Raw genomic sequence first — 17,728 nt, 5'->3', positions numbered from 1 at the left:
AGGATTTTTGTGGGTCGTTAGCAGGGTCGTCTGAATACTTGCTATCAAAAGACAGGAGTCCGCCACGACGCATACGCGACATGCTCGCCGGTGACGACCGCCCGGTAGATTTCCATCAACTGTTGCGTTATGATTCCGGGTTGACCGCTTCCAACAGGTATGCGGTCTACAGATGTTACCGGCGTGATTTCGGCGCCAGTCCCGCAATGGAATACTTCCTCGGCGAGAATCAATTCGGTTCGATCCACATCGCGCTCAACCGTCTGTATCCCAAAATATCTGCGGGCTAATTCGATAACGGTCTGGCGTGTAATCGATTCTAATACATCGTTGGTCCCGCTCGGCGTGATCAGGTGACCATCGCGAACGATGAACACGCACATCGCGGGGGCCTCGGCCAGCTTTCCTCTTGAATTGAGGAGGAAAGCGACATCGTAGCCATCCCGCTGGGCCTGCATGACCGCCAATCGAGCGTTATGATAGTTTGCGTTGCATTTGATGCGCGCTGGCATAACGTTGTCTGGCATGCGCATCCAGGAACTAATCTGAGCAGAGGCGCCTTGGATCGATTGCTGCGCGGACTGCCGCGGCAGCGCCGTGATCGCGATTCCTACGGGTCCTGTTGCCCCGATGTCGCCAGACTCGTCAATGAAAGCCATCATCCGGATATGCACGGTCGTACGAAACGCATTTGCCCGACACAAGCGAACGAGTGCTTCGGTCAACTCTTCTCGGGATGGCCCCCGATCGAACCGCATCGCCTTTCGCGAGAACGCAAACCGATCAAGGTGCTCTGCGAGCCGGAAGAGGTACATTTGTTGTGCCTCTTCATTCCAATAGCCGCGTATTCCTTCGAAAACACCTATGCCATACTTTGCCACGGGTGCGAAGACATGCACCTTAGCGTCATTCCAGGGAACGATTTGCCCGTTGAGATATGCAAATTGGGCGGTCGACATCCGTCTTCACCTATAACGCGGTAGCTACTGTCGCGACTTCGCTCGCCCGATGACCTGGTCGGCTAGCACCTGGTCACCGTCGATCGTGCGTCGCGGGCGATCAGCGGCTTCGTCATTTTACGCTCCGGATGTCGGGCGTGCGGGAATGCACATAGTGTTGCTCCGCTTGGTCATGCAAAACTGGCGTCGTTTAATTGCGCTATTTGTCGGTTCGGGCGCGCCGTTGCTGGCGGAAGACGGATGCCTATGCTTCGTGCTCGGACTGGTCTAATCGAGAGGCCTCAATGCGAGGATGGTCGAAGCGACTATGGCGAAGATGGTGATCGCAGCGTACATGGCCGTATTCGGCGATGGCACCCGGATAGATGAGACGTGCAATCCTGCAAGCACGAGAAAAATGCCGGGTGTGAGAGTTACGAACAGTTCACTCGGAACGAGCGGTCGAACAACAAAAGCGGCAGCCATTACCGGAACGTCATATGATAGCGGCAACCCCAGGAAGCGCCCATCGGCTGATTTGCCGAAGTTCGCAAAGTAGCTGAGCCTGATTGCCCCTGCTGCGAGCAGGGCGGTTGCGGTCACCAGGGCAAGAACCGAGGCGTGGCTGAGTTGGATGACAATTGCGGCGGGCAAGACGGCTCCGTAGATAATGTCAGCAAACCCGTCGAGGCTCTTTCCCATCTTTGCAACATCCGGGTGGCGATCCTTCGTGCGAGCTGCCACGATCCCGTCGAGGTGATCGGATAGGACGGCCCAAAGTGCTGCCGCTATCGACAGCTCAAGGCGATCGGAGAGAGCAAGAAATAAGCTGGCCGACGAAAAGAGAAGGCCACCAGTTGTTATGGCGTTCGCTGGATCCCAGAGATATTTGAGCATTTGATTTTTACCTTTTGCGGGGCATGCCTCGGCCTCGCGCTTCTCTGAAAATGCGCTCTGCGACCTGCAGATCTTCAGGAGTGTCGATTTCGTACCACTTGAGGTCATCGCATCGCGCAGTTGCAAGCTGCAGGCCACGCAGTTCAACGAGATAGGAAAGAAGCTCCTCCGTGTAGGCCTGGGTCACTCCGGACCCAATGATCTCGTCCAGCGCTGGAACGATCGTCGCCTTGAGAGTCGGTGCCGAAAATCGGAACAGGTTCATCGTCTTGAAAAGCGCTGGTCCATTCGCGACCAGGTTCGCTCCGGTCTGCTTCATTCGGAACTCGAAGATGAGGCCGCTATCCGACAACAGAACTGCCGACCCTTGCATCGATTCATCGAAAGGAGCGATTGCTGCCACGTCGGTCGTCCGGCTGAGCAGCAGATAACGCAGCGCATCCTCCTCGAAGAACACGTCGCCCTCGAGAAGAAAACAGTCGCCGGACAGCAGCGCGTCGCGCGCGAGCCACAGCGAATAGGCGCTGCCGGTACGGTCAAAGGTCGGCGATTCCACATAGTTGATCGCAAGCGTACCGAAGCGGCGACCGCACGCGTATTGAATGGCGTCCTTGCGGTAGCCGACCACGAGCGTCACCTCTTCGACGCCGACCGCTTCCAGGTTTCGTAGGGCATTGAGGAGGATCGGCGTGCCGTTGACCTCGACCAGGGGCTTCGGCCGTAGATCCGTCAACGGTTGAAGGCGGGAGCCTACGCCGGCAGCGAGGATGACGGCGTTCTTGGGAGCATTGATGGCCATTTGAGTCCCTTTATGGTCGAGGGATATGTCTTCGTTCCAAACCGTCGAGGAACCGTGTTGGGGCCATTCGAGGAGACAACAATGGGCGTGGGCCCGCGTCGCCAAAATCCGGCGTACGGCGTGTTCACGAGTTCATCGTTTGTCGCTGAGGCGCTATTTCTTCGATGCACGGACAGTCGAAAGGAATATCGATTGCGCCAACATGAGCACGCTTGGTCGATCCAGGATGCTGCAGGCAATTGCCGCTGCGACGCGATGTCCAGGACGACCTGCGGAAGAGACGCCGCATTCAACCAGGACGAAATGTCGTCCGCGTCGGCCAGCTCAGTGCGCTCGTGGACCTCAGTAGGTTGTTGCGCCGGGCAAGGGGATCGGGGCAGGGCACCGCAGCGGTGCATAGGTCAGCCTGGAAAGAACTTCCGTGCCATTTGATGCAATTTCCAGCATCAGGACTGTTAACAAGCGGCTCGATCGAAGGTGAAGCGGAATGCTGTGGCGGAGCAGATGGTTGCATGGCGGCACTCCTTCGGACGTGTGTGGGCGAATGCGGAAAATGGGCTATTGCCGGATGTCGTCAGAATGCAGATATCGCGCTTCCGCATTGGCGAGTTCGTTGTATCTAAACAGTTCGAAGAGCTCGTCGAGCGTCGCAATATTGGGCTCAATGCTGGCAGTGGTCTCCTCGGCGAAGATGCGACCGCAGGCCTGCCGCATAGCGGCTATTGCGGCCCTCATGGAGTGGTTGGCCCAGATCACTGTGGAAATGCGGGCTTTGCGATAGGCAGAGACCGGCGTTCGATAGTACTTCGTTGGAACAATCACCACCGGCAGCCTGTTCTGCCAGGCGCGCACAAACGCAAGGATCTCGTCCGCAGCGCTCCTTCGCGAGTGAATGAGGATCGCATCGGCTCCAGCGTCGGCGTAAGCGTGAGCGCGCAAAATTGCTTCGTCCATTCCGTGGCCGCCGATCAGCGCTTCTGTCCGGGCCACAAGGACGAAGTCTCCCGCGACTGCGTCCTTCACGGCACGCAAGCGGCCAGAGAATTCATCGATGTCGGCGAGGGGATGCAGATCACCGACGAACGAGTTCGTCTTCGGAAAGCAGCTGTCCTCCAGCGCGATCCCGGCAGCGCCACGCTGACGTAGTTTGCGCGCCAGCAGGCGAGCGTTGTTGAAGTTGCCGAAACCACCGTCCCCATCGACCAGAACCGGCAGCTGGCTCGAATCCACGATCCGCTCGACGACGTCGACAAGTTGATTCCAGGATCCTTCATTGGCGTCGCGGTAGCCCAGAGAGGACGCTATCGATAGGCCCGATGCCCAGAGGCCGTTGAAACCTGCGCGCTTGGCGATCGCGGCGGAGAGACCGTCATGTGCTTCCATGAGGAACGAGAGTTCGCGGCTGCAGCAGACTTGAGCACGCAGCATTTCGACAAGTGAGGAATCACCGGATTGAATGAAGCCGTTGGCGAGGACGGATGGTGATTGGTCTTGCATGCCGATTCCTTGTGCGCTTGGCCGGCCGACGATCATTGTGGAACGTGACATGTGTCTGTCATCTCGTTCAATTGCGCGGGTTGGTAGTTGACGAGACGTCAAACCGTGGGAAGTCGCAACGGATGCGCAGGAACTCCGGCTAGAGCCAGATCATCACCAGATGATCAATCGTTTTTGGCGGGACTGCTCATCTTGTAATGTTCCTGCGGTTCGGAGACCGCCCGGTGCGCGCACTGGTTCAGTTCTCCAGCATTCTGCGATCCTCGATTGTTCAAGCGTTCGGGTGCGAACGAAGGGGCGACGGCGTGTCTGGACCTGAGACGCCAGCGGGCTAGTGATCGAGACGATCCGAGTGCTCTGATGTCGGCTATACAACATGCTGTCGCTTTCACGACACGTCCGATTGGGCAAACAGCGTTTAAAGATCAAGCTATGCGATTGGCACAAGACTTGATTGAGGCTTGTGAGCAGCAGCGCGTGTGCAAGGGAACGGCCGTGGTGGCTTACAAGAGCATTGGATCTGAGTGGATTGTCCGGGACGAGTACGAGGTCGACCGTTCCAATGATGCAATGTCTGACAACGCGCGGGTGGTATTGTCTGCATGATCGAATATTGGATCATGGTTCGCGACAACATCGCTGCACGCTCGCGTTGCGGCGCTGCGCCTTTTCCAGGTCCTGTACCGGCCGGCATCGATATTCGCGAGGCCGTCGAATTCCGATGGATCGAGGCCGAGGTCCGGCGGATGGATTCCGATGGACCAACTGCAGTTGACTGGAGGAAGGTCAGCACGCTGTCGCTCGATATTCTGACGAAGCAGTCAAAAGACATTCTGGTTGCCTGTTGGGCGACCTTGGTTTGTTTCGGGTTGGGGGATATGAGGGTCTTGCCATTTGCCTCAGCATCTTGCGCGGCATGGTCGCGACGCATTGGGAGGGGCTATTTCCGCCATTGAGGCAGGAAGGTGCACGGGTCGGAGCGCTCGATTGGCTCGTTGGTCGCCTTGGCCCGGGAGTGGCCGCGATTGTGCCGACTGAGGCCGACTCTTCGGCGGTGGTCGCCGCCTATGATGCGCTTGATGATCTCGCTTGCCAACTCAGTGGGAAACTGGTCCACCAGCGGCGCGCTTTAGAGGGGTTGCTCCGGGCGCTGCAATCGTATTACGAACAAGCCACCTGCGAGCTGGCCACTGCGACCGAGCATGCGGCTGAAACGATCCAAGCTGCCGAGCAGGCGGGAACCGGATTGGCGGAACAGATATCGTCCGGTGAGGCGGCTTAACCGGCTGCTCCGAATGTGGCGCTATGCCTTGCGCCGATGGCGATCAGGCTACTTTTATACACCATTGCCCAATATGCTGCGCCGCCATGGGCGTCGCACCCAGCAACTCCAAATGTTATCTGCTCGATCGCGCCACCTAGTGGATGCGCTTTGACGGGCGGCCTCTACTGGCCGCTCGACGATCTCACCATCCACCGGTCACATCGCTAATGTTAGAAGCAAACGTGGCGGCCGGCCGGCACGTGATGCCGTAACCTTGGCCGAAGAAATCGCCCTGGGCGGAACCCTTCTGGTTCGACGCTCACCGGCATGCCGCCAACGCGTTCGCGCAAATGGGACACGTTGAGCCGACGGCTGACGCTTGAATTACCGATAGCCAAAGCTTTGCGTATTCTTTCCAAAACTTAACCGGGTTGCGTGCGAGTCTTTCGGCCCAGCTGGGCCCCGACGCTTGATCGAGTGGCTGATGGATCCAAGAAATTCGCGTCATCGGATTTGTATCGGCCTCACTTCATTGCATTCGGCGTGCCGGGACTCGGCCTTTCGCGGGCGTCATCCAGGGATTTAACGGTCGAAACGGGGGATCCGAAGACTATCGCGATCTCGTGCGTCCGCCGCGCCTGAAAGTGAAGAATGACCGCAGCTGAAGCGGACATGAGTTCCTTAATCGCAAAAGTACATTGTTCCATCGCGTAAGCGGATCAAGCATTGAACAATGCAATAAGTGCAACCAGAAACCGTCACAACCCTGCGTTTTCCTTGCTTGTCCATTCAGAACACGCTGGGAAAATAGTGTGATGTCACGTGCCGACTGGAAATCAGAGAGCGCATACCACGAGGTCAAGAAAGCAGAAACGGTCGACATTGCCTGGGAGTGGCTGCGCCGTGATCGCGAGTACCAAAAAGACTTCAGGGGTCTCCTCAGCAGCAAACAATCCGAGGCGCCGGATCACTTCCGAAGGAAGTGGGGGCTAACGTTTCGCGGCTGATCCGCAGAAGACGTTCGAAGCACAACCTGTTTTCTGGGCGCCTGAGGCGCTGTCGACCGTGCTAACCGTCCGCACGGCGGTCAGCTCGAGCGGGTCCAAACCGTACGAGCTCGATCTCGCCGACCTGGCAGGCAGCGAGCTTCGGGAAGCGCCGGATGGATGGCATGCCATCGTGCCGCTGGGAGGAGCGAAGCATCGGCTTTGGCTAACCGAGCTTCCACCGCGCGGATCATTGGTTGCCCTCGATTTGCCGCTCGACCGCAACTTCGGGCTCCGTTTGCAGGCTGCACGTCGATTTTGGTTGGCGCTCGAACAGCGCCCCGTTGGGCCGCCACCTCTTGCTCAATGGATCGGGCGCTGGCATCGTCACGTCCTCGCTTTGCGTGCAGTGGACGGGTGGCTGGAAGGCAACAGCTATCGCAACATCGCGCAAGGCCTGTTTGGCAAGCCACGCATTCCCGATCGCGGTTGGAAAACACACGATCTGCGCAGCCGGACCATTCGCCTGGTCCAGATGGGGTTGCGCCTCATGCGCGGTGGCTATCGCGACTTGCTCCGTCATAAGGGCAAAGGCAAGGATGACACCTCCTGAGCTCTTGCTGATTTGCTAGCTGCGTGCCGCGCTCCCTCGAATCCGGCAGCGCGCGAGCGTTGTCTCCACTATGGGCGAGGCGCTCTCGGCATCACGTCGGTTGCAAGTTCCGCTGGCGCAATCAACGCTGAAGCGAGCGCTCGAAATCGATAGGGTAATCGAGTCGCGTGGCGCGTGTGACAACTGAGCCAATCATTTTGACTCGACAAGCTCGCGTCAGTGAGAAAGCTCATGTCGTGGAGATGACCCGCGTCATCGGTTGGCGTAGGGTGCAATCTCACAGAGAGAAGGTCGTAAGCCATGGTAGTTGATCGTCGAACCTTCGCTGTAGGTGGGTGTTCTGCGCTCGCATGGGGATACGCGCCACAGCAGGGACGGACCGCGCCGGCCAGGAGCCCGGTGGTCGCAGCTTATGTCGCTCCGTGGAAGGCCCGGGCGGGCGGACCAACCATCAAGACGATTCCGGCGCGCGAGCTGACCCACTTGATGTACGCATTCGGCACCGTTTCGTCGGAAGGGCTGGCTGAACTTGCGGATCGTTGCCTCGACGCAGGAGCCTGCGACGGAACCTCGCCGTCGAGCCCGTTCGGCGGCAATTTCGCCCAACTCGCCGAATTGAAGCGGAACAATCCGAAGCTTCGCATCCTGATTTCGTTGGGCGGCTGGAGCGGATCGAAATACTTCTCGGCGGCCGCTGCCACGCCGATCTCGCGCGCGCGGTTCGCCCAATCCGTTATCGAGGCGTTCCTTCGGCCGTATCCCGGTCTGTTCGATGGTGTGGATGTCGATTGGGAATATCCCGTCTCGGGAGGACGTGAAGGTAATCTTGAGCGCCCTGAGGACCGGCATAATTTCACGCTCCTGATCGCGGAACTCCGTCGAAAGCTCGACAGGTTTTCCGCATCGGAGCCCAGGCAGCTGGAGCTCACCATTGCCGTGTCGGCTGCGCCCGACAAAATCGTCAATCTGCAGGCAGCCGCTCTGGCCCGGTTGGTCGACCGGATCAATCTGATGGCCTACGACTATCACGCGGGCTCGGCCCTTGCCGCCTTCAATGCCCCGCTATTTGCCAGCGCCGGCGATCCAAATCCCGATCTCAATGTCGATGCGAGTGTGAAGGGCCTGATCCGGAACGGTGTGCCGCCGGCCAAGGTGACGCTCGGGGTCGCCTTCTATGGCCGAGCCGTTGCGGACGTTCCGCCGGAGAACGACGGACTCTTCCAAAAGGGCGCGACCGCAAGCGAAAAGTGGGGCGGGAGTGACGGCATCGATTATCGGGATCTCGTGGCCCGGCGACCGGAAGAGCAGGGCTTTCGCCGGTATTGGAGCGAGGCGGCCCAGGTGCCTTGGCTCTATGATGCCGAACGGCGCGTTTGGATCAGCTACGACGATCCGCTCTCCATTGCTCGCAAGGCGAGGTACGCGCGCGCCCATGCACTAGCCGGTATCATGATCTGGGACCTGCTCGCCGACGACGGTTCGCTGCTCGCCGCGCTCCGCGATCATCCCGCGCGAACATCGCAATAGGAGTGTGGTCGTCGCGTCGCGTTGAAGCACACCATCCGCCCGCCTCGAGCCAAATCAGCCGCGAAGTGCTTTCGCTGTTGTGAGATAAGAGCCACGCCCGCTGCAAATGACGATGTCGGACATCTGACCCATCCGGCAGCATCATTGGGGACATGCTGGCGCCAAGGCGGCTTTCTGTGGGATGGGAAGCGCATTGGATTCCAGGACCGGCACGGCGATTGTGGACGAGAAGGATAACCGCGACCACAGCAGCCACACTTCACGAGGCCGGCAAACAGGTGCTTCGGGCGCCGCCGCTCATTCAACGGGTTCTCGCCGGGCTCAGACGTCTCATAGGCGAGTGATTTTTGGCGCGCCTTCACCGCATTCCAAACTTCCTGGTCGATGATGCGCATCTCCAGAACCTCCTGAATCACCCACTCGGATTCAGGATTGAGACGCGACACCCGCTTCCCCGTATCCGGGTCTTTCAGATAGCGGAGCCGGTTCCAGACGAGGCGCCCGACATAAAGTTCGTTGTTGAGGATGCCGACGCCGCGCTTCGGGTTGCCATGGATCGTTGACGGCCCCCATTCGGCGTCCTGTGGTCCAGGCACGCCTTCCTTATTCAGCTCAAAGGCAATCGCGCAGGACGACTTGCCGGCAATGTAGTCTGCAAAGATACGGCGTACGACGGCAGCTTCCTCCCCGTTGATCGTCCGATCGCCGCGGATCGGCTCGCCATTCGCCGCGAACTGCCTCACCACGTCATACCCAAAGCAGAGCCCACCACCGGACTTGCCATCCGCGACGCGGCCGCGCAGCCCACGGCGCGTCTTGTCGGCGAAATCCTTCAGGAAGAGGGCGTTCATCGTGCCCTTGAGACCGACGTGCAGATGCGTCACGTCACCCTCCGACAGTGTAACGATACGCACACCGCCGAAAGCCATACGCTTGAACGGTCCAGCGATATCCTCCTGATCGCGGCTCAGGCGATCCATCGCCTCTGCGAGCACGACGACGAATTTGCTGCGCATCGCGTCGCCGATCAGTTCCTGAATGCCGGGACGCAACAGCGACGCGCCAGAGATTGCGCGATCGGTATAGCTGTCGACGACCGTCCAGCCTTGCTTCTCGGCGTGCAGGCGGCACAGCCGCAACTGATCCTCGATTGAAGCGTCTCGCTGATTGTCTAATGAGTAGCGGGCGTAGAGCGCGACTTTCACGAGGCGACCTCCTTACTCCGGAAGGCGGTCTCGCGTCCGGCTATCAGTTTCGGCTCGAACGAAGTCCCGTGCGGCCTGTCGCGCCAGCAGTCGGACCAGATTGACGAGGCGTGGATCGGTTTTTGATGACGCAAGCGCAACCGGTTCGCGGGTCGCGTCGGCGACCACAAAAAGCTGTTCGGCTGTTGTGCGTCTCGGTCGCGCCACGATCGCGTCCCCGTCCTCGCGCGGAATATCCCGCTGCGCGACAATGATGCCAAGGGGAGGTGCGTTGGAAAGGTGAAAACATATTTTATATCAATGACTTGTTTCGTATCTGAGCGAATGCTGACGGATGGTAGCGTAGTGGCGGGGCACGGGTCGATCGTTCTCGTAGCAATAATATTTTTGTGATCGCCCCCCTTTGAACAGGGAGTCTCATGGCAACCCCCCGGCACCCTAAATGCTCTGGAGAGGTTCGTCTCTATCTGCCGGGATCGATAACAACTCCATCAGCCTTGTGCTCCAAAAAAAACACGGCTATATATCTGGATATAGCACGGAGGCACGCGATGAGCAACAGTGCGCAGAAGAGAGCCCTCGCAAATTATCGGTCCCGCCTGACTAAGCGTGGCATCGCGCGGTTCGAGATCCAGGCGCTCGACGCTGACCGCGATCTGCTTCGATCTCTCGCCCGAAAATTGACGGAGGAAGGTCCGGAAGCCGGGCAACTTCGCCGGACCATACAGCAGGCAGTGACGGGTGAGTCTCCGAAAGCGGGCGGTATTCTCGCCGCGTTGCGACGCTCACCTCTGGTTGGCGCGGATCTCGACCTCAACCGCCCGCGAGACGAGGGGCGTAAGGTCGATCTGTGACGCGCTACCTCCTTGATACCAATATCATCAGCAACATCATAAAGCCGGAGCCGTCGGACTCGCTGCTGGCTTGGATGGGCGCTCAGAAAGACGACGATCTCTTCATTGCTTCGCTTACCGTTGCCGAAATCCGCCGAGGTATCTTAGAGAAACCGAAGGGCAAGAAGCGCAGCAGCCTTGAAACTTGGTTCGCCGGTCCCGAAGGTCCGCAAGCGCTGTTCGCTGGCCGCGTCCTATCGTTCGACGAGAAAGCTGGCCTCGTGTGGGCGCGGCTGATGGCCAACGGCAAAGCCAAAGGCCGTTCGCGAAGCGCGCTAGACACAATCATTGCCGCCGTAGCCGAAGCCAACCAGTGTGTCGTCGTGACCGATAATGGAAAGGACTTCGAGGACATTCAGATCATCAACCCGCTCCGGAGCTCTGGGAGCCAGGAGGTAGGCAGGTGACGATAGCTCGGACGGTCCGGCCGATTCACTTCGAGGATTTCAGCGGCACCGAGTTCGAACGCCTCGTGTTCGCCTACCACCTTTGCGATGGCAGGCCTTCCGACGCACCGAGGTGAATCGCCAGAATTTCTTCCGGCGTTTCATTCACCTCGATGGTCTGGGCGTTGCTGCCGACGAATTCCAGGATCGTCTTTCCGCCTTCGCGCGACATCCCGCCGACCAGCGAGATATTCACGCAGTACGGCTCAGCGTCGTTTACAGGTAGCAACAAGAAGTTAGCTGTATTGCTCTTATTCTGGTCATGGAGCATTCGCATGATGGCTTGACGCAGCTCATTAACGTTCCCGGTCATCATCCGGGCCTGCGAGGCCCGCAAGAGCCGCGTCAGCGCCCGGATGTGGATTGTTCCTCTGTCCTGCTACATAAGTGTATAATCCGCCGTGCTATATTTTTCGCCCGCTCACTCCTCGCCGGCACCGAGCTCTTGTCCGCGACGACTATCGAGCGAGACTCGGCGCCGTCAGATCCCAGAGTCTGTCCTGTGTATGTTTCAGAGGGGCCGCCAACGCCTCAAAGGCCGACTTCACGTCTAAATAGGCAGCCTCCTTCAAAGTGGCATCCGCGGGGTCGATCTCGTTGTAGGCGGTGAGAGCCTCGGCATAGTTCTGGTACAGCGGCATTTGAGCCTCGTTGGTCCAGCCGAGACCGAGATGGTGGAACTGATCAGCCGGAACCGTGACACGGCTTTTGTCCAGCTCCCGGACGTAGTCCGCCGACCAGTCGTGAATGGTATAGGATTCAAGCTTGCCCATCATCGACCGCCAGCGCCGGACACGCTCCTCAAGTGGCATGTTGGCCGCCTTCGAAATAGCGGCCGCGATCTCTTCGGGGTGGTTTGGATCCACCAGCAGCGCCTCGTCCTCGTTGAAATCTTCAGCCGCACCGGCAAACTTGGACAGTACGAGCACACTGAGATCCTTTGGATTCTGTGCAGCAACATATTCTTTCGCCACCAGGTTCATGCCGTCGCGCAACGGTGTTACGCCGCCAACATGGGCGGCGCGGTAAAGACGCGCGAGTGCAGCCTGGCTGAACGAGTCATTCTTGTAGTGGATCGGCCTCCACTCGTCTGTGCCATGCTCGTTATTGACGTGGTTGATCGCGTTCTCCACGTCGTCTTTATATTTCTGGTATTCTTCGACCTCGGCGCGTGAGGACGGTGCGATCTGCAACAGCGAGATGCTGTGCGGCTCGGTCGTTAAGAGCTGATTGAATGCTTCGACCCGTTTGTCGATACCCTTCGTGTAGTCGAGCCGGTCTACGCCGATCGCAAACTTGGCGCCCTCGAAGTTTTGCAATAATGAGGAGATTTTTTCTTGCTCTGCGGGAGAGAGGTCTGCCGCAAGATACTCCGCGATCTGCTTGGGATCGATACCGATTGGGAACTTTTGAAGTCGCGTCTGGCCGCGCTCCGTGGTCACAATGCCATCCTTGCTCTCCAGCCCGAAATGGGTTCGCAGGCAGGCCACGAAATTTATCTACCCAGTTCGGATAGTGCGCCGGCTTCAATGGTCGCCTCTACCGTCCGCCAGAAAAGCTCCGACCTGAGGGACTCTCGTTTTCCATCACACGCCACCCCTAATCGGTAAGGACTCAATGAGTAGGGACGAACGGTTCCTCATCGAAAGCACGCCCCCTGAAAGTCACCGCGCCGGAGCGAAGTCCCGCCCCGCCGAGGGCTGATGAGGTGGAGGCCTTCGACAACATACCTCCGGTACTATCAGGCGGTCGCCATCGACGGCCAGCGGGCACCTCGACCTTTCTGAGGTGGTCAGCTTCTCGAAAGCTTACCCTGATAGCAAGAGGTGTGGATATCTAGTCTAGACCGACAGACCCGCGCCGTTGAGATGATCTGCAAAGCCAAGAAGGAATGGAGCCACTGAACAATGGAGCCGCTTAATAATGTTACCTCCTCGGCAGCCCAAACATGCTACGTCGAGCCGCAACAAGAGCAGACGGGGCAAGCAGAGTTCGAGCAGCGGCTTACAGAGACCGAGCCAACCCGCAGCACATCAGATTTGCTTGAAACGGAATCACCCTCAACGGTGACGAGTGGCACCACGATCCAGGCGAGGGAACGATGCCCGGCCTCATCCTTTGTCAGCGGACGCGCCCTGCTTTCCGCGACGCTGGCCGGTGCGAATCTTGGAGCGCTTAGGAACGAGATCAGCCAAGCTCAGCAGCGAACAACACAGTGGTCAAGACCGACTGGATCTTTCGTCAACACCGTCGATAGCGACCGCATTTTCAACGAGGCGCAGGCATCGTCGTATCTAACGCTGCACCGCTTTCAGAGCGAGGCCAGCCATTGCAAGCCGCGCGTGTTGTTCACCCTGACCGCCATGGACCATGTGCGTTCCAGGGCGCGTTTGCGCTCCGACCCCTCCCTCGAGCGTCTTTCGGCGCGTTATGAGCTCCGTCAGGCGAGCACAGCTGTAGAGCACATGATGGGGGACACGTATTCTCCTTTTGTGTCATTGGCTGAGGATGCCTCACGTGTGCGTGTGTCCCCCGATCACGGCGCGCGGATGATCGCAGAAAACGCGAATGAACTGCACACCTACACGGTTCCGAGGATTTTCGTCTGGACGCCCGAAAAAATCGCCAATCACCATGAGCGTGCATCAGAGATTGTCAGCCGGTATGAGCCCACATCTAACTTCGCAGAGCCAAGCCCTCGAACGTGGGCGAGCAGAACACCAACCCAGGAGACCGAGGTATTGTTTCTGGGCTGCAATCTGGATGACTATCGGACCGCAAGCGAAACGAATCCGTACAGGACGAGCGAGTGAATAGATAGCCTAGTGTTCTGTCCCGGAAACTGCTGACAAAGTCGTGCGAGTTTCTGGGGGATGGAGCGAGCAGTAGCGGTCCACATAAAGGGCGTTGTGAGTGCGAATGTAGAGCTCTGCGCCTCTGTCACGTTGGCGGGCTGGGTACGCCGACGTGGTTTTGCAGCAAAATCGGCGGTCGATTGCCGATCGCCCCATGGGGCCGTTCTTCGTTATAATATCTGCGCCAAGTCTCCACTTTTCCTGGGCATCCGCAAGGGATAGGAACCAGTGGGCGTTGAGGCATTCGGCCCGGAAGCGGCCGTTGAAGGCCTCGATAAACGCGTTGCCGGTCGGCTCGCCGGGCCTGGAGAAGTCCAGCGTGACACCGCGCTAGTAGGCCCACAGGTCGAGATCGCGCGACACGAACTCGCTGCCTTGATCGACGCGGATCGTTGCCGGGAATCCCACTTCGCCCTTTCCAGTATCGCCACCACGTCGCTGCCGCGGAAGGTGAGCCTCAACGTGACGGCGGCAGAGACCGACCTGATCATCGATCTCGGCACGCCCAGTTACGTGCCGTACACCGCGTTCGCGGCGTCGCTGGCCTTTGCGCTCGGTAAGATCCCCAACCTCTCGGCCTACCGGAATTTCATCCTGGCCGGTTGCGCCTTCCCGAACTCGCAGGCTACTGTCTCGGCGCCGGTCGGCTATATCGAGCGGCACGACTGGACGTTCTACGTGCAGCTCCTTGCCAAGCTGCCGATGGGGATGCGGTCGCCGATGTTTGGCGACTACGCGACCGTTAATCCGAGCCTCACGGCCAAGATGGACATGCGTAAGGTCAACCTTGGCGTAAAGCCATAGATTCCTTGATGAACGCGGTGATCTCCGCGACCGAGAACTTAGCTGCCAGTTTCGCCCAGTTGAACGGCTGCGCGCGCGAAGCGGGATTTTCGCCGGATCGGGCGACGATGCCGCTGAACCGCTGGATTGTTGGCGAGACGGTCCATACGGCGAAAGCCGTGACCGACGCGCTAGCGGAGTGCAGCTTCGGTGAGGCTGCGGACGTGCTTTACCGCTTCATCTGGAATGTGTTCTGCGACTGGTACATCGAGCTGATCAAGCCGACGCTGAGCGGTGCAGACATTGCAGCGCGCGACGAGACCCGCGCGGTCACCGCTTGGGTGTTGGACGTCACCTTCAAACTGTTGCATCCGGTCATGCCTTTCCTGACTGAGGAGCTTTGGGCCCAGACGAGCGATCTTGGCGCGCCGCGCGAGCACCAGGGCTTTCTCATGACCGCAGCCTGGCCCCAGCTTGCGGAGAGCCTGATCGATCGGGCTGCCGATGCCGAAATCGGGCTGATCATCGACGCCATTTCAGAAGGCCGATCAGTGCGCCAGGAGCTGAATGTCCCTACCTCAGCGCGTCCGCCGCTTCTGGTCGTCGAGGCCTCCGAGACGCAACGCAAGGCGATGAAGGCCAGCGCGCCGCTCATCGCGCAGCTGCTCCGCGTCTCCGAAGTGCGGTTCGTCAGAGCGGTGCCCGCGGGAGCGATTTCCTATGTGATCGCCGGCGCCACGCTGGCGCTCCCGGTCGCGGAATTCATAGAGCTGACGGCAGAGCGTGCGCGCCTCGCTAAGGAGCTGGCGAGCCTGGGCGTGGAGGCCGACAAGCTTTCCAAGAAGCTCGGCAATCCGGACTTTGTCGCTCGTGCCCCGGAACAGGTCGTTGAGGATACGCGCGAGCGGTTCGCCGAGACCGAAGCCGCCAAAGGCAAGCTAGAGGCAGCGCTCGCTCGGCTGCCGGCCGTCCTCCAATGATAGCGGCTATAGGGCCGCGGAGTCTATTCAGCACATCCGCAGCAGATTTGGGGGCTGTCCTCATTCACTAGTGGGAGAAATCGGCCATCGTCCTTTCAGCCGCTGCGGCAGGGATGACCGGTTGCTGGCAAAGGCTGCGAGCTCTTCGCGACTTATTCTCGCGAGCCACATCGCGGATTGGCGAGAAACACGAAGAACACGTCAAAACCTGCGAGCCTTCCTATTCTATCTGCGAGACGCTCCAAATCCTGAGAGCGCGGGCTGTGAGGTTGCCATCGGCCAGTTCTTTCCAGGACTTCCGCAGTTCCATCCATCGGCTTTTTCGATCGGGCAAGGTATCAAGCATTTTTTTGGCAACCGGTGCAAAGCGCGCGGCTTCCGAGTTTGGGGCGCGCTTGGCATCTTCGAGAATCTTAAGAGCGGCCGCTTCGGACCGCGTCCACCCGGACTCAGTGAACCTGCCCTCCGTGAAGTACTCAAAGCAAGTTCGGAACATCATAGCGCGGCCGATGACCGTATGGGTTGGCAATTTCGCCTCGCTCAGCCACCTCAGGAGATAGTCACACCACTCTCTGCTGCTGAGTTCGAGAAGACCACCGCCTTCGAAGACCAGAAGCGCCGCCATGCCAGCGATCTCGCATCGGACCTCTTCGTCCTGTCTTTCGAACCAAGCCCGGATTGCATGCAATGGCGTCACCGGCTGCTTCACAGTCGACATCTCTGCCGTGCCGGCGCGGTGGAATAAAACCACGTTTTCAAGCGGGGGTATGCGCGGCCACGGCCTCCCCTCTGCGTCCCACAAGACCCAGCGCTGAGCGATCCTCCTTGCCTCTTCGGGCGACCCGGTTCGCCAAAGCTCCTTGAGCGCCTCATTGACGTAATAGGAGACGTCAGCTTTCACACCGCTTGTACGTGCTATTGCTGCGAGGCGACCGGCGTCAATGAGCCGCGCCGCGAAATTGTTCTCTGCATTCATCTGCCGAGGCCTACGCGCCCTCTCTAGCGCGTCCCGTTCCTCTGGTTCCACGTGATCAAGAGCCCTGGGGGAAATGTCGCAATACGCCGGGCAAAGAAGGATTGCGGTTCCCACTCTTGTCCTTCGCGAATCTCGAGAGTGATGCCCCCTTTGCGGGTAAAATAACGGGGCCCTGGAATATTGCAGTTCACCAAAAGTAGAACGCGCCACAGATCACCTTTCGTGGTCTGATTTTCATCCAGCTTCGGCAAGTAATCCACGCTAACAGGCTCAACGATCATGCAACGGCCGCGCGTGAGAAGGTTGCCCAGCTTGCCTTGCGCGGTCGTCACGAAGTTGAAATTGGTCGGATCATGCAGAAAGCGAAGGTTCACGTTCTTTTCGCCGTCAGTGACTTCACCAGCAATCAATGAGAACGCGAAGGCCCGCCAGCCCAATTCCATCGGCTTCGCATGTGTCGACGCAATCTTAATCGTTCCCTCGGCCGAAACGTTCCAGGTGATGACGCACTCTTCGAGTGATCTGTGGTCGCGGTGCCTGGTCCAAGAAAGGAAGACATATTCAATTCGATCTATTCCTCTCGCCACTCCCCACGTTCGACGGACGAAGTGTGCGACCTTCGCGACCTTCGAGATAATTTGTTCTACGCTCTCGCCGTCTTGCGCTCGCCATGTTGATTTGACCTTGTCGACTATGGGGATGTGGTCGGCACAAACGCCTTTGCTCGTGACGGCCTCAGCAACGCAGATCATCAACAGGCCGAGGCAGAACCGAAGCAGTCGTCTTGCAATCGTTTTCTTCACAAGCCCGCGCCCCGTCCGTACTTATCGACGCGTCGATTCTAAAACGCCAACCGCCGAATTTGCCATTCGCCAGAGATGAAAGTTAGCGGCGACGTGACGCAGGTACCTGCCGGTGTCCGCAGGAGCAGGCGCCGTCCCTCGTCTATGTCACGCGCCGCTAACCTCGGTGGCCAGCCACGGCCTCGAAGCGATGCCCAAGGGAGGGCGCCCCAGGCATGTCGAGCGTCTGCATGCTTCGTGCCAGGAAATAGCCGATGGTTCGCACC

Annotated in this window: 19 protein-coding genes and 1 pseudogene; 10 read left to right on the top strand and 10 right to left on the bottom strand. The window is 59.0% G+C overall.

Going from position 1 to position 17,728, the window contains the following annotated elements; genetic code table 11:
* Window positions 1-44: 44 nt before the first annotated feature.
* The 4 genes from AAFG07_RS32195 to aepX form a co-directional block, all read right to left on the bottom strand.
* Window positions 45-959 carry a branched-chain amino acid transaminase gene (locus AAFG07_RS32195; protein WP_342723742.1) on the bottom strand — a complete coding sequence of 305 codons (915 nt, stop codon included), beginning with the start codon at window positions 957-959 and terminating at the stop codon, window positions 45-47.
* Between the two features lie 267 nt (window positions 960-1,226).
* A complete protein-coding gene (locus AAFG07_RS32190) occupies window positions 1,227-1,835 on the bottom strand; it encodes a CDP-alcohol phosphatidyltransferase family protein (RefSeq protein ID WP_342723741.1) in 609 nt (202 codons plus the stop codon).
* A gap of 7 nt (window positions 1,836-1,842) precedes the next feature.
* A complete protein-coding gene (locus tag AAFG07_RS32185; protein ID WP_342723740.1) occupies window positions 1,843-2,634 on the bottom strand; it encodes a phosphocholine cytidylyltransferase family protein in 792 nt (263 codons plus the stop codon).
* A gap of 558 nt (window positions 2,635-3,192) precedes the next feature.
* Window positions 3,193-4,062 carry a phosphoenolpyruvate mutase gene (gene aepX, locus AAFG07_RS32180; protein ID WP_342729302.1) on the bottom strand — a complete coding sequence of 290 codons (870 nt, stop codon included), beginning with the start codon at window positions 4,060-4,062 and terminating at the stop codon, window positions 3,193-3,195.
* Window positions 4,063-4,733: 671 nt separating this feature from the next.
* Here aepX and AAFG07_RS32175 point away from each other — a divergent pair.
* The 5 genes from AAFG07_RS32175 (at window position 4,734) to AAFG07_RS32155 (ending at window position 8,521) form a co-directional block, all read left to right on the top strand.
* Complete coding sequence (locus tag AAFG07_RS32175) at window positions 4,734-5,087, top strand: type VI secretion system ImpA family N-terminal domain-containing protein (protein WP_342723739.1); 354 nt, start codon at window positions 4,734-4,736, stop codon at window positions 5,085-5,087.
* A 59-nt stretch (window positions 5,088-5,146) separates the two neighbouring features.
* A complete protein-coding gene (locus AAFG07_RS32170; protein WP_342723738.1) occupies window positions 5,147-5,413 on the top strand; it encodes a hypothetical protein in 267 nt (88 codons plus the stop codon).
* 797 nt (window positions 5,414-6,210) lie between these two features.
* A complete protein-coding gene (locus AAFG07_RS32165) occupies window positions 6,211-6,402 on the top strand; it encodes a DUF6499 domain-containing protein (protein WP_342723737.1) in 192 nt (63 codons plus the stop codon).
* Between the two features lie 58 nt (window positions 6,403-6,460).
* Entirely contained in the window at window positions 6,461-6,994 is a 534-nt protein-coding gene (locus AAFG07_RS32160) for a DUF2285 domain-containing protein (RefSeq protein WP_342723736.1), read from the top strand.
* A 300-nt stretch (window positions 6,995-7,294) separates the two neighbouring features.
* Window positions 7,295-8,521 (top strand): glycoside hydrolase family 18 protein, encoded by a 1,227-nt coding sequence (locus tag AAFG07_RS32155; RefSeq protein WP_342723735.1) that lies wholly within the window; start codon window positions 7,295-7,297, stop codon window positions 8,519-8,521.
* Here the strand turns inward: AAFG07_RS32155 and AAFG07_RS32150 are convergent.
* Window positions 8,497-9,726 carry a recombinase family protein gene (locus AAFG07_RS32150; protein WP_342723734.1) on the bottom strand — a complete coding sequence of 410 codons (1,230 nt, stop codon included), beginning with the start codon at window positions 9,724-9,726 and terminating at the stop codon, window positions 8,497-8,499. The two genes, AAFG07_RS32155 and AAFG07_RS32150, sit on opposite strands and share 25 nt — an antisense overlap.
* 551 nt (window positions 9,727-10,277) lie before the next feature.
* Between AAFG07_RS32150 and AAFG07_RS32145 the strand changes: the two genes are divergently transcribed.
* Together AAFG07_RS32145 and AAFG07_RS32140 are read left to right on the top strand one after the other, a co-directional pair.
* The gene (locus AAFG07_RS32145) at window positions 10,278-10,580 is read left to right on the top strand and encodes a hypothetical protein (RefSeq protein ID WP_342723733.1); all 303 of its coding nucleotides are present in this window, start codon (window positions 10,278-10,280) and stop codon (window positions 10,578-10,580) included.
* Window positions 10,577-11,026: a type II toxin-antitoxin system VapC family toxin gene (locus AAFG07_RS32140; protein WP_342723732.1), complete on the top strand. Its 450-nt coding sequence runs from the start codon at window positions 10,577-10,579 to the stop codon at window positions 11,024-11,026. Before AAFG07_RS32145 ends, AAFG07_RS32140 begins: the two co-directional genes overlap by 4 nt.
* Window positions 11,027-11,099: 73 nt before the next feature.
* Here the strand turns inward: AAFG07_RS32140 and AAFG07_RS32135 are convergent, their stop codons facing one another.
* Both AAFG07_RS32135 and AAFG07_RS32130 read right to left on the bottom strand, forming a co-directional pair.
* Window positions 11,100-11,381, bottom strand: a complete 282-nt coding sequence (locus AAFG07_RS32135; protein ID WP_342723731.1) for a hypothetical protein — start codon at window positions 11,379-11,381, stop codon at window positions 11,100-11,102.
* 142 nt (window positions 11,382-11,523) lie between these two features.
* The gene (locus tag AAFG07_RS32130) at window positions 11,524-12,555 is read right to left on the bottom strand and encodes a trehalose-6-phosphate synthase (protein ID WP_342723730.1); all 1,032 of its coding nucleotides are present in this window, start codon (window positions 12,553-12,555) and stop codon (window positions 11,524-11,526) included.
* A 417-nt stretch (window positions 12,556-12,972) separates the two neighbouring features.
* Here AAFG07_RS32130 and AAFG07_RS32125 point away from each other — a divergent pair, with 417 nt between their 5' ends.
* The gene (locus tag AAFG07_RS32125; RefSeq protein ID WP_342723729.1) at window positions 12,973-13,878 is read left to right on the top strand and encodes a hypothetical protein; all 906 of its coding nucleotides are present in this window, start codon (window positions 12,973-12,975) and stop codon (window positions 13,876-13,878) included.
* A 127-nt stretch (window positions 13,879-14,005) separates the two neighbouring features.
* Here the strand turns inward: AAFG07_RS32125 and AAFG07_RS32120 are convergent.
* Window positions 14,006-14,378, bottom strand: a pseudogene (locus AAFG07_RS32120) (integrase core domain-containing protein); the annotation flags it as partial.
* Here AAFG07_RS32120 and AAFG07_RS32115 point away from each other — a divergent pair.
* The gene (locus AAFG07_RS32115) at window positions 14,371-14,724 is read left to right on the top strand and encodes a hypothetical protein (RefSeq protein WP_342723728.1); all 354 of its coding nucleotides are present in this window, start codon (window positions 14,371-14,373) and stop codon (window positions 14,722-14,724) included. The pseudogene AAFG07_RS32120 and the gene AAFG07_RS32115 overlap by 8 nt on opposite strands.
* An 8-nt stretch (window positions 14,725-14,732) precedes the next feature.
* Complete coding sequence (locus AAFG07_RS32110) at window positions 14,733-15,683, top strand: class I tRNA ligase family protein (RefSeq protein WP_342723727.1); 951 nt, start codon at window positions 14,733-14,735, stop codon at window positions 15,681-15,683.
* A gap of 220 nt (window positions 15,684-15,903) precedes the next feature.
* Here AAFG07_RS32110 and AAFG07_RS32105 read toward each other — a convergent pair whose 3' ends face one another.
* Both AAFG07_RS32105 and AAFG07_RS32100 read right to left on the bottom strand, forming a co-directional pair.
* Window positions 15,904-16,659: a hypothetical protein gene (locus tag AAFG07_RS32105; RefSeq protein WP_342723726.1), complete on the bottom strand. Its 756-nt coding sequence runs from the start codon at window positions 16,657-16,659 to the stop codon at window positions 15,904-15,906.
* Between the two features lie 23 nt (window positions 16,660-16,682).
* On the bottom strand, window positions 16,683-17,462 hold the full coding sequence (locus AAFG07_RS32100; RefSeq protein ID WP_342723725.1) for a nodulate formation efficiency C protein: 780 nt from the start codon (window positions 17,460-17,462) through the stop codon (window positions 16,683-16,685).
* Window positions 17,463-17,728: the final 266 nt, after the last annotated feature.

The organism is Bradyrhizobium sp. B097 (assembly GCF_038957035.1).
GTDB lineage: Bacteria > Pseudomonadota > Alphaproteobacteria > Rhizobiales > Xanthobacteraceae > Bradyrhizobium.
The sequence above is the reverse complement of the archived record's forward strand: the minus strand, read 5'-3'. Positions and strand labels throughout refer to the sequence as shown.